General features: G+C 47.9%; 13 protein-coding genes. 8 read left to right on the forward strand and 5 right to left on the reverse strand.

Annotated features, from left to right (window positions below):
• The first annotated feature begins 156 nt into the window (after positions 1 to 156).
• Both WCY20_RS00760 and ccoG read left to right on the forward strand, forming a co-directional pair.
• Positions 157 to 822, forward strand: coding sequence for a recombinase family protein (locus tag WCY20_RS00760; RefSeq protein ID WP_345976296.1), 666 nt, complete (start codon positions 157 to 159; stop codon positions 820 to 822).
• On the forward strand, positions 819 to 2,273 hold the full coding sequence (gene ccoG, locus WCY20_RS00765) for a cytochrome c oxidase accessory protein CcoG (RefSeq protein ID WP_345976298.1): 1,455 nt from the start codon (positions 819 to 821) through the stop codon (positions 2,271 to 2,273). Before WCY20_RS00760 ends, ccoG begins: the two co-directional genes overlap by 4 nt.
• A 395-nt stretch (positions 2,274 to 2,668) precedes the next feature.
• Here ccoG and WCY20_RS00770 read toward each other — a convergent pair whose 3' ends face one another.
• From WCY20_RS00770 to purM, 3 genes are all read right to left on the reverse strand, one after another.
• The gene (locus WCY20_RS00770; RefSeq protein ID WP_345976299.1) at positions 2,669 to 5,215 is read right to left on the reverse strand and encodes an EAL domain-containing protein; all 2,547 of its coding nucleotides are present in this window, start codon (positions 5,213 to 5,215) and stop codon (positions 2,669 to 2,671) included.
• A gap of 109 nt (positions 5,216 to 5,324) precedes the next feature.
• Positions 5,325 to 5,819 carry a PAS domain S-box protein gene (locus tag WCY20_RS00775; protein WP_345976301.1) on the reverse strand — a complete coding sequence of 165 codons (495 nt, stop codon included), beginning with the start codon at positions 5,817 to 5,819 and terminating at the stop codon, positions 5,325 to 5,327.
• 18 nt (positions 5,820 to 5,837) lie between these two features.
• The gene (purM, locus tag WCY20_RS00780) at positions 5,838 to 6,833 is read right to left on the reverse strand and encodes a phosphoribosylformylglycinamidine cyclo-ligase (RefSeq protein WP_345976303.1); all 996 of its coding nucleotides are present in this window, start codon (positions 6,831 to 6,833) and stop codon (positions 5,838 to 5,840) included.
• Between the two features lie 302 nt (positions 6,834 to 7,135).
• Between purM and WCY20_RS00785 the strand changes: the two genes are divergently transcribed.
• The 3 genes from WCY20_RS00785 to dapF all read left to right on the forward strand — a co-directional run bounded on the left by WCY20_RS00785 (position 7,136) and on the right by dapF (position 9,197).
• A complete protein-coding gene (locus WCY20_RS00785) occupies positions 7,136 to 7,690 on the forward strand; it encodes a spermidine synthase (protein WP_345976305.1) in 555 nt (184 codons plus the stop codon).
• Positions 7,691 to 7,793: 103 nt separating this feature from the next.
• Positions 7,794 to 8,402: a dephospho-CoA kinase gene (coaE, locus tag WCY20_RS00790; RefSeq protein WP_345976307.1), complete on the forward strand. Its 609-nt coding sequence runs from the start codon at positions 7,794 to 7,796 to the stop codon at positions 8,400 to 8,402.
• Positions 8,403 to 8,450: 48 nt separating this feature from the next.
• Positions 8,451 to 9,197, forward strand: a complete 747-nt coding sequence (gene dapF / locus WCY20_RS00795) for a diaminopimelate epimerase (protein WP_345976308.1) — start codon at positions 8,451 to 8,453, stop codon at positions 9,195 to 9,197.
• A gap of 142 nt (positions 9,198 to 9,339) precedes the next feature.
• Here the strand turns inward: dapF and WCY20_RS00800 are convergent, their stop codons facing one another.
• Positions 9,340 to 9,822, reverse strand: coding sequence for a hypothetical protein (locus WCY20_RS00800; RefSeq protein ID WP_345976309.1), 483 nt, complete (start codon positions 9,820 to 9,822; stop codon positions 9,340 to 9,342).
• A gap of 128 nt (positions 9,823 to 9,950) precedes the next feature.
• Here WCY20_RS00800 and WCY20_RS00805 point away from each other — a divergent pair, with 128 nt between their 5' ends.
• Positions 9,951 to 12,212: a TIGR03545 family protein gene (locus WCY20_RS00805; protein WP_345976310.1), complete on the forward strand. Its 2,262-nt coding sequence runs from the start codon at positions 9,951 to 9,953 to the stop codon at positions 12,210 to 12,212.
• A gap of 71 nt (positions 12,213 to 12,283) precedes the next feature.
• Positions 12,284 to 12,946 carry a DNA repair protein RadC gene (gene radC, locus WCY20_RS00810; RefSeq protein WP_345976311.1) on the forward strand — a complete coding sequence of 221 codons (663 nt, stop codon included), beginning with the start codon at positions 12,284 to 12,286 and terminating at the stop codon, positions 12,944 to 12,946.
• 8 nt (positions 12,947 to 12,954) lie between these two features.
• Here the strand turns inward: radC and WCY20_RS00815 are convergent, their stop codons facing one another.
• Positions 12,955 to 13,509 (reverse strand): CDP-alcohol phosphatidyltransferase family protein, encoded by a 555-nt coding sequence (locus tag WCY20_RS00815; RefSeq protein WP_345976312.1) that lies wholly within the window; start codon positions 13,507 to 13,509, stop codon positions 12,955 to 12,957.
• Between the two features lie 139 nt (positions 13,510 to 13,648).
• Between WCY20_RS00815 and amrA the strand changes: the two genes are divergently transcribed.
• Positions 13,649 to 14,191 (forward strand): AmmeMemoRadiSam system protein A, encoded by a 543-nt coding sequence (gene amrA / locus WCY20_RS00820; protein ID WP_345976314.1) that lies wholly within the window; start codon positions 13,649 to 13,651, stop codon positions 14,189 to 14,191.
• The last annotated feature ends 49 nt before the right edge of the window (positions 14,192 to 14,240 follow it).

A 14,240-nucleotide genomic window follows, 5' to 3' on the forward strand; every position in this document is an offset into this window, starting at 1 on the left:
CCCGTAAACGGATAAACTGTTTTTTCATCACGAAATCATCACAAATTAAGCTGAAAAGAGATTTTTGACGAAAATAATCCATATATATATTGACTTTTAACGTCAAAAAGCTCTATAATGGTGATGAAAATAAAAATATCGGGGGTTTAATCGTCAATGGCAATTAGTTACATACGCCCAGATAAATATTTTGATGGCGCTTTCGAGCAGCTCAAAAGCATTAATGCTTATGCGCAGGCCAGCGGAATAGATATTACGGAAGAATATGTTGATCACACCTCGCAAAACAACACACTTGACGAGCGTGAAGATGTTGTCAAGTTTTTTAGAAGCAACCAGGGCCGGGATCTCCTGATCTCCGACATCTGGGTCTTAAGCAGCAATATAACCGATCTTTTACAGATGGTTGCCTGTCTTTTAAAAAACGAGATGCGTATTCATGTCATCAGTGCGGGTGTCGTGATCGATCAGAATAGCGACGTAATGTTGGTTTTAGGTATAATTGATCAACTACGTCAGGTGTTGGAGAGCAGAGAGAAGAAGATGATCGGACGCCCGAAAGGGAGCCGTTCCTCTTCGAAGTTCGATCCTTATCTGGACCTGATCATCGGGTACATTCGTGATAATATGAGTGTCAGTGCTATGGCAAGAGAACTGAAGGTCAGCCGAAGCTCCTTAAAAGACTATATCGAGTCACGTGAGCTCAAAGAGGTTGCTAAAGGGCTGGTTACACTGGATGTCCCGGTTGATGCAGAACAAAAAGTGATAGGGACGATTGTCTGTCCCCATTCAGATAAAATTCAAGAGGAGTCAGAAGCATGAGTGAAACAGTTGCTGTCGAGAAAAAATCGACAAAAGATTATTTAAAAGGGTGGATTCCATTTCGTATTATGCGTTACTGGTTTTTCGGTTTAATAACCGTTTTTGCCCTGGTCGCGCCGTGGATTACGATAGAAGGAAATCACCTCTTCCTACTTTCATTCGACAAGCTGAAACTACACCTTGCATTCGTGCAGTTCGATATGCAAGAGATGTATTTGATGCCGTTTGTCCTGATGATCATGTTCATCGGAATTTTCGGGCTTACTGTTGTCGGTGGGCGTGTCTTCTGTGGATGGATGTGCCCGCAGACGATCTTCCGTGTCATCTACCGTGACCTGATCGAGACAAAGCTACTGAAACTGCGAAAGCGTATTAAGAACAAGCAGAATGAACCGGATATGTCCAAGACGGAGAACAAGGTTAAAAAAGTGATCGCTGTCTTGCTCTGGACACTTCTGGCGTTTGTCGCAGCGGCGGATTTTTTATGGTATTTCGTACCACCTGAAGACTTTTTCGCCTACATGGCCAACCCGCTTGACCATATGGTACTTCTCGGATCACTGATCGGTATTGCGGCCTTCATTATTGTCGATGTCGTTATGATCAAAGAGAACTTCTGTATCTATGTCTGTCCTTACTCTCGTATTCAGTCGGTGCTTTATGATGACGATACGGTCATGGCAATCTACGATCCGCACCGAGGCGGAAAGATCTATGACGAGCATACAAAACTGTACACAAAAGAGAAGGATATCCGCGCGGCTGAACCGAATTCCGAGTGTACGGCATGTGAGTCATGTGTAACGGTCTGTCCGACGCATATTGATATCCGCCAGGGTCTGCAGCTTGAATGTATCAACTGTCTGGAGTGTGTGGATGCCTGTACGGCGGTTATGGGTAAACTCGGTAAAGAGAGTCTTGTCCGCTGGTCAAGTGACAAAGAGGTTCTTTATCAGAAAGGCAAGACCCGCTATTTCCGTCCGAAGGTGATCGGCTATGCGGTTATCCTTGTTATTGTGGCGGTTGTCCTGGGTCTTATGGGAAGTACAAAAGAACATATGCTGCTAAACATCAATAAAGAGAGCCGTCTTTATGATGTCAAGACAACAGTTGATGGCGGAAAAGTTGTCGATAATGCCTATATCTTCCTGCTCCAAAATACGGAAAATGAAGACCATAAATTCTATTTTGATATTATTACGCCGAAAGAGTATGAAGGCAAGATCAAGATCCAAAAACCTTCTGCACCGTTTAAAGCGAAGCCAGGCATTAAAAAGAAAAAAGTGGTCGTCCTCTATACGGATGAGATGATCGTGGACGATGCGACCAAAGATACGATCATTCCGATCACAATCAGAGCCTACGCGATCGATGATAAAGAGCGCATAGTGGTTGACCGCCATACGACCTTTATCTTCCCGCGAAAAGATGTCTATGAGGCTGCCAAGTAGCATCTCGAAGTTTTTCCGTGGCTTCGGCCGCGGGAATGTTGTCTCCAGATGTAAGACCGGGCGGTTACACATCATGGGCGTTATTTACTAACCTCTTTTTCTATCCTAATTTTTTCATCCATTTTTCCTCTTGTTTCGATAATTTCATTGAAGATGTTATTGGTATCGTACAGAAATTGATCTGTCGATGGTGGTCAATGCGCTTGCAGAAAGCAGCTATAGCCGTAAAGTCGGCCAGGATTGGATAGAGGTACAGAGAATATCTTGTACAAACCCGAAAATAAAGATTCAGGGTTTAAAGAGACTGGCAAAAGCCGCTTGATTACTGATAATAAAACGACTGCAGTCCAGCCGGCATCAAGCAGGAAAAGGTTCATGCATTGATAGGAAACCGTTTAGCCGTTAACCCTGTCCAGCAAGCCATCGATCTCACTCTCGGGTACTGCTGGAGAGATCACAAAGCCCTGAGCGTAATCGATATGAAGCTCTTTTACGGCTAGCAGTGTCTTATCATCTTTGACAAACTCTGCAATAGTCTGTGCACCCATCACTTTGGCAAACTCGCTAATACTTTTGGTAATAGCCAGAGAGTTTGGATTTTGCGTCATGTCTTTAATAAACTGACCGTCTATCTTGATAAAATCCGCCTGCATCATAGAGAGGTTGGCAAAATTGGAGTGGCCCGTTCCGAAATCATCGATAGCGATGCCAAAGCCGGCACGCTTCAGTTCGGTAAAAAAACGGATGCTCCTTTGCGGATCGTCGATCGCTTCGGTCTCCAAAAGCTCGAATACGATCTGGTGCGCTTCGATGTCGAAGTGCTTGCAGCGCCCGATGATGTGATCAAGGAAAAGAGCATCCTGAATGTCTTTGAAGGAGAGGTTGATCGAAAAGGTAAATTTCGGGTAACGTGCCGCAACACCAAAGACTTTCTCGATCATCAGCAGGGTGATCTCATGCATCCGTCCCATCTTTTCGGCACTCTCCAGAAAGTGATACGGAGAGAGAATCTCGCCGTTCTCTTCCATGCGGACAAGCGCCTCAAACTTTTCGATCCTTTCGGTCCTGATATTGTAGATGGGTTGAAAGTAGGGCATGATACGGTCTTCTGCGATCGCCGCTTTAAGCCGCCCGGCCCAGAGCAGATTGGTCTGGACCTGTTCGCTTCTGTCAAACTCCTCTTTAAAATAGATGGGTGTCGAGATCTTGTTGTCAAGGGCGTTCTGCAGTGCCAGCGTCGCTTTTTCAAGCTCACTGCCGTCATTTTCTATCTTGCTGATACCGCCATAGATAAAGGGGTGAAGCTCGACGGTGTTGTAGGTGACATGGAGTGCATTAAGCTGTTGCAACAGTGCTCTGAAATAGCTCTGTTGCCGGTATGGCAGAAACAGTGCCAGCTCATTATCGGCTATACGGTAGATCTCAATATCATCTTCATTCCTGAGGATAGCGATGATGCTCTCCAGCAGCGTCAGTACACCCTCTTGACCGTAATACTGTAAAAGCGCCCTATAGTTATGAATATGCAATAACATCAGACAGTGTGCTTTTGTCTCCAGAAGATCACTTAAGAGCTTACGGCGATTAAAAAGCCCGCTCTCTTGATCTCTGATCAGCATATCAAGCAGTTCCTGATGCGTATAGTTGAGATTGGTATTGAGCGTTTCGAGTTCGGTGATCTTTGAGTTTTCAAGATGAAAGTCCTCTTCACGGCCAAGCTGCGATGAGAAGGCAACAATGGCCTGCAGCGGTTGCGTAATACCTGCTGCGAGCCTTTTGAGTGACCCCAGATTGAACCAGAAGAAAAAAAGATAGAAGAACGCGATAGCGATAATAAAGATGATCCCGACATGAACAGTGCGTTCACTTACCATTGTAATAGGTGCAAAAATGGCTGCCTTTTCAACATAGATGACGATTTTAAGATCGGTACCTTTGACCGGCATGGTGTACTCGATAAATCGGGAGGCTGCAAGGGTTTTCATGTTAATCGTCATCGAACCTGATGGGGCTGCTGTCTGCTCTTTATGCATCTGGTAAAAGGAGTGTGTTTTGAAATCCTTTTCAATGGCCGCCGGGTTGGATGAAGCGATCAGGGTGTTCTCTTTGTCCATCAGCATGGCCTGGGCTTCGAAAGGTAGGTCGAGTCCGTTGATCACATTGGCAATCTCTTTGACATTGAGGGTAAATCCCGCCACCCCGATAAAATGGTTATCAAGATAGAGCGGTTTGACATAGGTGCCGAGTTCGCCGTTTCGAAGTGCCCAGCTCTTCTTATAGAGCGGTACAAAAAGGCTGTTTTTGTCAGGATTATGTACAGGATCGGCATTACAATAAAAAGAGTGCTCGGTGACATCAAGCGTGGGTTTGAGCTCTTTGACAGGATTGATCGGAGGGTAGGCGAAGGCGTACCTTTTATCGATATTGATCCATATATTGGTGATGAGCGAACGGGGGGTCTCGATGATCGTTTTAGCAATCGGTGCGAGCGGGACAAGCGAATTTAAAATACCGTAGTCATCGGGCTGAAGCTCTTTCAGATTGGTTGTATAGACAGTGGTGCTCTTTGGCTTTGTATACTTATAAAACCCCTTTTCAGAGACATGCGGCGGCGCATATTGAAAAAATCCGTCATAAAGTTGATAGTTTTGGGGATTTTCGGCCCGTTGAGCGCGCATGGTAAAAAATATCTCACTGGTGTCGGTGAGTTGATTAAGATCATTTTTTGCCTGGATAAAGTGCTGATTGATCCGTGCCGTTGTTTGGTGCGCGATCTCTATAAAAGCCTCTTTTGTAATCAACTCAAGGGCATTCTTATTTTGTTCGGATTGATAGTTATTGAGCAAAAACAGGGTGATGACAAGTGAGAATTCGATGAGCAGAATCGGCAGTAAGGCCTGTGCAAAAAAATGTCGTATGATTAGAGTGCTGATTGATCTCATGTTTTGCCGTTTATCGTAAGTGTTGTTTTAGTATAGCGGAAAAAAATGTTACTTTAGTGTAAGTCTGCCGACAGAACGCTTCGTTTTCGGCTTTAGAATGCGGCTGACTTTAGTGTAAAGCAACCAGGGTAAGTATGGACCCTTTTAGAGGTTTAGGAAAGGGTGTGAGTGTGAAAGATGCTTCCAAAATATTAGCGCCGTCGGCGCTGATGAGGGGTGCATTGAATGTATGGATAACCTCTCTTGTATCCGCATGGCAGAGACGATGACTGATCGCAAGAGCCGCTTCGTCCGCAAGCAGTTTTTCGTACCACTTCTGACCTGTAAGCTGCTCTTTGGTGTAACCCGTCAACGCTTGCGCACTTTTGTTCAGATCACGTATGATGCCCTTTGCGTCGATAAAAAGTGCTGCTGTCTTGGTGTGTTGAAAAAAGGTTCTGTATCTCAGCTTCTCTTCTTGGAGGTCTTTTAGATAGGCCGTCAAAGCGATGATAAGTGTAAAAAGAAGGAGGTAGAGGGTGGCACTCATAAAGAGGGTGCCGAAACTGTCTGCTTGCAAAAAGGAGTGTGCAAAGAGAAGAGAGAGAAAGAGCCGTATCTTCACAACCTTTCTGCGCTTTGCCTAGACGATAACCGCTTCGCGTTTGCCCTCTGTGATCTCGCCTATCTCATAGGCTTCTGAGTTCTCAAGGATTGTTGCCGCATCTTCGGGACGGACGACCAGGACCATACCGACACCCATGTTGAAGGCTCTGAACATCTCCTCTCTCGCAACATGCTGGCCGATCAGATCAAAGATAGGTAGAACACGGATACTCTCGTCTTTGATCACGGCGCGCATGTTCTCAGGAAGTACGCGGGGCAGGTTTTCTACCAGCCCGCCACCGGTGATGTGTGCCATCGCCTGGATCTGAGGTTTGAATTTCTTATAGCTCTTGACGTAGATATTGGTCGGGGTTAAAAGCGTCTCGATCAGCGGTTTGCCTTCGAAGGTGTCGTCAAACTTCATCCCCATTTTCTCAAAAAGCACCTTGCGTGCCAAAGAGAAACCGTTGGAATGCAGACCGGAACTCGGCAGTGCCAGAAGCTTGTCGCCGACACGGACGTTGCTGACCGTGTCGAGCTCAGACTTCTCCGCCACACCCACGGCAAAACCGGCCAGATCATAGTCGTCTTCGCTGTACATACCCGGCATCTCAGCCGTCTCGCCGCCGATGAGCGCACATTCGGCTTGTCGACAACCTTCGGCGATCCCGGCGACAACCGCCGTTGCGACGTCGACTTCGAGTTTTCCCGTTGCATAGTAGTCGAGGAAGAAAGACGGCGTACCGTTGTTGCAGATAAGGTCGTTGACGCACATCGCGACCAGATCGATCCCGACCGTATTGTGGATGCCTGAGTCAATGGCCAGTTTCAGTTTTGTACCGACACCGTCTGTAGCCGCGAGCATGACAGGCTCTTTGTAGCCTGTTGGGAGTTCAAAGGCACCAGCAAAAGAGCCGATACCGCCAAGTACACCTGGAATACGTGTCGATTTGACTAAGGGTTTGATGTTTTCGACAAAACTGTTGCCGGCATCGATATCGACACCGGCGTCTTTGTAGCTGATCTGGCTCATTGCAACTCCGAGTTATTATAGTAATAGTAGCGCGATTATAACAGACTTGTCGTTATGACGGGATTAATAGCGCTGAGGATTTATGGCAGGACTCTGAATCAGAAAAGAGAAAACCGAGGTTGAGAATCTGTAGATGCAGACCGTTAAAAGGTGCGGATCCTGACGGGGAACCCGCTTAGGCGGTGTGAAAGCTTAGTTATAAAATTATTCTGACTTTTAGAGGAGTACTTAATATAAAGATGTTAAAATCGCGCCAATATATACAGCAGATCAACTGATTGCAGCTAAGGAAATTATTGATTATGAAAGAGTTTATCTATCCGGAGATGATGGTCCATGTACCGCTTTGTACGGTAAAAGAACCTAAGAACGTACTTATTGTGAGCGACAATGCAGCCGCACTGGAGGCCGAGGTCGCACGTCATGATGCGATTGCATCAAAGACGGTCTCTGCATCGAACCTTCTGGAGTCACTTCGTAATGAAGCGGATGCATCTGCCGATGTTGTTCTGGTGGATACATTGACAGACGATGCGGCTGTTATGGCGCACATCAACCGTGTTCTAAATGAAGAGGGGCTTGTCGTTTTGAAACACCCTTCACTAGATGATGAAGCGGCGAACAAATTCCTTATGCAGATCATGGGGAACTACTTCAAGATCATTATGCCATACAATGTCGGCAACGGCGAGACACTGCTGCTCGGTTCAAAAGCGTACCACCCGACTGCCGATATCATCCTCCACCGTGCCGATATGTTAGACGGGCAGCAGTACTACAACTGCGATATCCACCCGGCGGCATTCGCGACGCCGAACTATATTCGCAAAGCTTACCTGGGCATCATCCGCAACTGATGGCTTTTATTTTTTTTATAACGCCAACGAAACAAAGTCCCGTTGGCTACGTTAACACTAAGTTCTCTTCAGCAGAGAGCTCACGCCATCAAAAAGTATTCTGATGGCTTTTAAATACGCGATCGCACTGACCGGTGGTATTGCGACGGGCAAGAGTACCGTCGCTTCGCTTTTGGGTCTCAGCGGGCTGCGTATCATCGATGCTGACGCGATTTCGCATACGATCCTTGATCAAAATGCGGCCTGGGTGAAAAAACACTTCGGTGAAGAGTTCGTCACTCCGCGCGGAAAGGTCGATAGGGCAGCCCTCGGCAAAGTCGTTTTTGCGGACAAAGAGAAGCGAAAAGAGCTTGAAGCGTTCCTGCACCCTTTGATCCGCGAAGAGATCGAACGCCAGAGCGAAAAACAGGATAGCCTGGAGTACCCCTACCTGATCGATATCCCCCTTTTTTTTGAGAGCCAGGCCTACGATATAAAAGACTCCGTCGTCGTCTATACCCCGGCCGATATACAGTTGAAGCGTTTCATGAAACGCAACGGTTATTCCGAAGAGGAGTCGAAGCGCCGCATCGCTTCACAGATGCCGATTGATGAGAAAAAAGCGCGCGCAACATGGGTGATCGATAACTCCGGCAACCTCAAACACCTCCAGAAAGAGTGCGCCAATTTCGTAGAAGCGATCAAAGCAAAATATCCCACCCCTAAAAAATAGTATAATCACACCAATAATCTACGCATACCACGCGCCAAGGAAACAGCAATGATGATCGCAAAATACAGTGCCAACGGTAATGACTTTGTTCTCTTCCACACTTTTCTAAAAAGAGACCGTTCGCAGCTGGCAAGAGAGCTCTGCAACCGTCAGTCGGGCATCGGGGCCGACGGATTGATCGTGCTTGTGCCGCACCCGGAATTTGATTTTGAGTGGCAGTTCTATAATGCGGACGGCTCAAGTGCGGAGATGTGCGGCAACGGTTCACGCGCCTGTGCCCACTACGCGGTTCGTTACGAACTTGCGCCGAACAACATGACCTTCCTGACCCTTGCCGGCGAGATCAAAGCGCATGTCGACGGGCGGATGGTACAGAGCGACCTGACCCCGCCGCTGATCCTCAACAGAGATATCGAACATGACGGCAAGAAGTTCTGGCTGATCGACACCGGGGTACCGCACCTGGTCACCTTCGATGCGGACATCGATAATTTCAACATTATGGAAGCGCGGGAACTTCGCCATCACTACAATGCCAATGTGAATATCGCCAAGGTTCAGGAAGACGGCACGATCCGCGTGCGTACCTATGAACGCGGTGTCGAAGACGAGACCTTGGCCTGCGGCACCGGGATGGCAGCCTGTTTCTACCGCGCCAATCAAGAGGGGTGGGTCAGTGACAATACCAAAGTCTACCCGACAAGCGGTGAAAGGCTCTATCTTGGGCTTGTGGAGGGGACGATCACCTTCAAAGGGGAGGTCACACCGACATTTGTGACGGAGTGGGCGCAGTAAGACGTTTTGTCACGCCGTCTTGAATAAGACGATGCCCTTTTAGTTCAATGCGTACTGTTTATCCTCAATCAAAAAAACGTAACGCTGCTGCATAAAAGCTTGGAGCGATCGAGGCAGGCATACTGCTGACATCTGAAGCCGCCTATTTCTGTCTGTTCGGACAAGATTTCAGTCGCTGCTCTTTAAACCCTTTGACATAGGTCTGATGTGCAGACATGAGCTGGTGCAGTCTCTTTTTTTCGGCACTGTTCAAAACAGCATAGATCTCCTCAAAAAGCTTGACCTGAGCATTCACTTTTTTGGTGTGGGCACTGTTCCGCAGATAGAGCTCTTTGTCAAATTTACCGTCTTTGAAAGCGTGCGTGTCCATACCGCGTTGAATACCTGCTAAGTTCATCTGATAGCTTTTGATCGCCATCCGGATCTCGGGTCTGTCCTGCATTTTCATAATATCAAGTGCGTAGTACAATGTTTCGCTGACACTGCCAAGGCGCTGTTTGCTGTTGCAATTTTGCGCTGTACACTGTTTGCCTGCGCCCTGGTTTGCCGCTTGCGGACAGTTTCCTTTTGGACAGGCAAGCAGTGTCGTACTCAATGCCAGTGCGAGAAGCATGGTCTTTTTCATGGGTTTCCTTCAAAAAAAAATAGAGTGTCAGTATTCTAACGGCTTCTTATAAACGTGTTATTAATAGAAACCATTATGCTACAATATTTAGATGTGCCCTTTAAAAATCGAATCGTGAAGGACAGAAGATGGAATTCATAAAAAAACTCTTTAAGGCCCTAAACTCGGCCCAGCATCCGTGGCAGGTGACGCTGGCGATCACCTTGGGAATGGTCGCCGGTCTGACGCCGATGAGCGGAACGCAGACACTGTTGATCCTGTTTGTGGTTTTTTTGCTCAACATCCATATCGGTCTCTTTTTTGCGGCATCGGCACTCTTCGCCGGTATCGCCTACATCTTCGATCCATGGATGGAGCAGCTGGGTTATATGCTGCTCACTTCGGAGAGCCTGAAAGAGCTCTATACGGCCTGGTATAACAACGGGCTGTTGCGTCTGAGTCACTTCAACAACACGCTTGTAATGGGGGCAACAGTGCTGAGTCTGCTTTTGGCCCTGCCGCTCTTTTTCGGACTTAACGTCACCATTTCGCTCTACCGCGACAGGATCGCCGCGTATCTAAACGGCAACAAATGGCTTTCGCGGCTGGGCATTTTCAAGGTCTCGACCAAAAAAGAGCCGATTATACGCTGGTGGGGTGCGGGGCTCTATATCGCCGTTGTCGGCGGTGTGGCGGTACTGTTGGTGCTGGTGATCGATCCCTTTTTGAAGTGGGGGATCGAGAAAAGCGCTTCGGGCATTTTACAGAGAGATGTGCGTGTCGGTTCGGTCAATACGGAGCTTTTCAAAGGCTTTGTCGGCATTAACAGGATCGAGGTGGCAAGTGATAAAGAGGAGATTGATCTCTTCTCCATAGATAAGATCGCTTTTGACCTTGACATGAACGCCCTTCTACTCTCCAAGACCCATATTGAGAATATGCAGTTTCAAGGGGTGGGCTTCGGAACCGAAGCGACGATGAAGAAGCGGTACGGTGATGCGGTAAAAGAGAAGGAGAAAGAAGCGGTTGCATCCAAGCAGCAGGTGAAGAGTTTTGAGATCCCATCCATCGATCTCCCGACCCCGAAAGAGCTTTTAGCCAAGGCGGACCTGAAGTCAAAAAAGATCTATGACAAAGCGAAAAAAGAGTATGAGACCCTTGATGCGAAGTGGCGAAAGATACAAAAAGAGCAGCTCTCCAAAGAGGTGCTCTTACAGTATCAGAACGATCTTAAAGTGATGCAGGAAGACGCCAGATCCAAAGACCCTCAGAAACTTCTCGCCCTTGCACAGAAGGTGACTGACTATCAGAAAAAACTCGATGAGCAGAAAAAAACGCTTCTTTCACTGAAAAAAGAGTTTACGGCGGACAAGAAGAGAGCAGCGGCACTCTTGGCAGAGATGAAAAATGCACCGCAGGAGGATTATGCCAGACTGCGCTCGAACTACACGCTTGATGCCAGCGGCGGTATCAACCTTTTTGGACTGCTCTTCAGCCAAAAGATCGCCCACTACCTGCATCTGGCCCGCGGCTACTATGCGAAGGCGGAGCCGTACCTGAAGAGCGATGAGGTGCCTCAAGAGCTGCCGCCGCGCGGTGAAGGGCGCTGGATCCGTTATGCTCAATACCTGCCGAGTCCCGATCTCTGGATAGCGCGCACCGAACTCAGCGGTGAAAAGAGTGCACAGCGGTTCGAGGGGATCATCAGCGATCTCTCCGACGATCAAAAAGCCCTTGGACGTGCACTGACCTTTGAAGCCAAAAGTGACGGACCACTGGTGAAAGGGCTGCAGCTAGAGGGTGAAGACAACCGTTTGGGTGAACAAACGGTCGACACCCTGCGATTCAAGGCGAATGCGATCGCGATGGAGCGCTTCGATCTCAACAAGATACAGATCGATAACAGCAGGATCGGTTTTGACGGGAAGTTGATACTTTATGAGGGGCGTGATATCTCGGGTTCCGGACATGTCGTTTTCAAAGAGGCGCAGATCTCGCTTGAAGGGCTTAATGGCAAAGGTGCGCAGGTGATGAACGATATGCTTAGAGAGATCCGTCAATTCGGCGCCGATGTGGATGTTGAGGGCAATTGGCAGTCGCCGTCCGTAAAGGTCGCCTCCGATCTGGACAAAAAACTCTCTGCCGCGTTCAGGAAGGTGATGGCCAAAGAGGCCGAAAAATACAAAAAAGAGTTGAAGGTGCTGCTGGATGAGCAGCTCAAAGAACAGCTCGGCAAACTTAACGAGATGAGCGGGGGCATGGCCGATACCGGAAAACTTCTTGAGCAGCAGAACCTCTCTTTAGGGGCGTTGCAGCAGCAAGCCGAGGCCCTGCTTGGGGGTAAAAGCAGCCAGAAGCTGCTCAAAGACCAAAAGAGCCAGGAGAAGGTCAAGAAACTTTTTGGCTTTTAAAGCTTATAAATCTGTCTGAAAACTCTCTTAAATAAACAAAATATGTTATTATAGGTTTATTTCAGAGAAGTATGATGAAAACAATCGATGAACTGTATAAAGAGGACAAACCGCGTGAGAAGCTTCTTAAAAAAGGGGCACAGTCACTCAAAGAGTATGAGTTGCTGGCCGTGCTTCTCGGCAGCGGTGTGCAGGGCAAGGACGTGCTCAAACTCTCCAAAGAGGTTATTACCCTGTTTGAGAGCTCTTTCAATGAGCTGAGCATCAACCTTCTTGCCGAGATCCACGGCCTTGGTGCGGCAAAGGCAGCGCAGATCATCTCCGCCATCGAACTCTCCCGCCGTTATCTCATCAAACAAAACAGCAAAATCAATTCAGCAGAATGTGTGCACGATGCGCTGAAAGAGTACGGCAGTAAAAAGCAGGAGTACTTTTTGGCGATGACGCTCGACGGGGCTTCGCATATCATTGAGACAAGGGTGATCTCCATCGGGACGCTCAACCAGAGTCTGGTGCACCCGCGCGAAGTCTTTGCGGATGCCATAAGCGACCGCGCTGCAGGGATCATCATTGCCCACAACCACCCTTCGGGACAGTTGATCGCTTCGCACGAAGACAGATCGGTTACAAAACGGCTTAAAGAGGTGGGACAGCTGATGGGGATAGAGCTGCTTGACCATGTCATCTTGACGCGCGAAGGCTATTTGAGTTTCAGAGAAGAGGGTTTTTTGTAGGAAAGCCTCTATTTTTTACGCAGTATATGCCAAAGCGAACGCACATTGGTCTGCGGTCTGCTCAAGCGCAGGGTTATGAGAATATTCTCAGCCGCCTCCAGGGCTAAAACGGCAATACCAAAATGAAACATAAGGCTGTTTTTTGTGAAAAGAAGTAAAATAATTCCCCCGCTCATAGCCACTGCCGTCACCTTGGTGAGCCATGTATGGTAAGCGACAGGCTGATGAAACTTCACCAAAGCAACTACGCCGGGCAGCAGGTAGATGACAACCGTAATCATGATATAGACGAATTCCGTTTTGATGATCTCAGGCCAGAGCCACCAGACAGACAGCGGCAGACTCAGGTAGGTCACAAAGTCGCCGATGCTGTCGAGCTTTGAGCCGATCTTGCTGCACTGATGGAGTTTTCGGGCAATGTAGCCGTCTAGTACATCGGAAACAAGCATCAGGCTGAAAAGCATAAAAAAGAGTTTTTCGCTCCCGTAATAAGCAGCCAGGATCAAAAAAGGTGCAGCCGCAATGCGAGAGAGGCTGAGAATGTTGGGAATCGTCATTTTCATACGAGTATCTTACAGCAATCTTTCTCGCTGTTGTATAAAACAGCGTTTCGGCATAAAGCAAGAAACTTGCAAACAGCAAAACAAAGTATTATAATAGTCAAATACAGCGTCTTTTTTAACCACGACAGAAGGATTGAAAATGGGACAGATCTATTTAGATATCGCAAAAAAAGCGATCGAAGATGCTCTGTATAGCAGGGATACGATAGAGCGGGAGAAGATCGTAGAAGTCTATCCTATGTTGGCCGAAAAAGGGGCGGTATTTGTGACCTTGAACCTGCACGGACATTTGCGCGGCTGTATCGGTTCGCTAGTGGCGCACCGTCCTTTGATCGACGATCTCATCGACAACGCCTGCTCGGCCGCATTTAAAGATCCGAGATTTTTCCCTCTGTCGATGCAGGAACTTGACGATGTCGAGATCGAGGTCTCACTGCTGAGTCCTCCCGAGGTGTTGGAGTATAGCTCCATAGCCGACCTTAAAGCCAAAGTCCGCCCGGGCATCGACGGTGTGGTTCTGACTTTGTATGGGCGACGAGCGACCTTCTTGCCGCAGGTGTGGGATGAACTGCCTGATTTTGACCTCTTCTTTTCGCACCTTTGCCAAAAAGCGGGGCTGCAGAGTAGCTGTCTTGCAGAGCACCCGAAGATCGAGCTTTACCAGGTTGAGAAGATCAAGTAAAGGAATATGAGAAAGAACATAAGCGGTTCTGCCAGAGCGCATAGAGGAG

The organism is Sulfurimonas sp. HSL3-7 (assembly GCF_039645985.1).
GTDB lineage: Bacteria > Campylobacterota > Campylobacteria > Campylobacterales > Sulfurimonadaceae > Sulfonitrofixus > Sulfonitrofixus jiaomeiensis.

Coding starts and splice junctions, on each gene's coding strand:
- WCY20_RS00760 (WP_345976296.1), top strand. CDS start 157: ATGGCAATTAGTTACATACGCCCAGATAAATATTTTGATGGCGCTTTC.
- ccoG (WP_345976298.1), top strand. CDS start 819: ATGAGTGAAACAGTTGCTGTCGAGAAAAAATCGACAAAAGATTATTTA.
- WCY20_RS00770 (WP_345976299.1), bottom strand. CDS start 5,215: ATGAGATCAATCAGCACTCTAATCATACGACATTTTTTTGCACAGGCC.
- purM (WP_345976303.1), bottom strand. CDS start 6,833: ATGAGCCAGATCAGCTACAAAGACGCCGGTGTCGATATCGATGCCGGC.
- WCY20_RS00785 (WP_345976305.1), top strand. CDS start 7,136: ATGAAAGAGTTTATCTATCCGGAGATGATGGTCCATGTACCGCTTTGT.
- coaE (WP_345976307.1), top strand. CDS start 7,794: ATGGCTTTTAAATACGCGATCGCACTGACCGGTGGTATTGCGACGGGC.
- dapF (WP_345976308.1), top strand. CDS start 8,451: ATGATGATCGCAAAATACAGTGCCAACGGTAATGACTTTGTTCTCTTC.
- WCY20_RS00800 (WP_345976309.1), bottom strand. CDS start 9,822: ATGAAAAAGACCATGCTTCTCGCACTGGCATTGAGTACGACACTGCTT.
- WCY20_RS00805 (WP_345976310.1), top strand. CDS start 9,951: ATGGAATTCATAAAAAAACTCTTTAAGGCCCTAAACTCGGCCCAGCAT.
- radC (WP_345976311.1), top strand. CDS start 12,284: ATGATGAAAACAATCGATGAACTGTATAAAGAGGACAAACCGCGTGAG.
- WCY20_RS00815 (WP_345976312.1), bottom strand. CDS start 13,509: ATGAAAATGACGATTCCCAACATTCTCAGCCTCTCTCGCATTGCGGCT.
- amrA (WP_345976314.1), top strand. CDS start 13,649: ATGGGACAGATCTATTTAGATATCGCAAAAAAAGCGATCGAAGATGCT.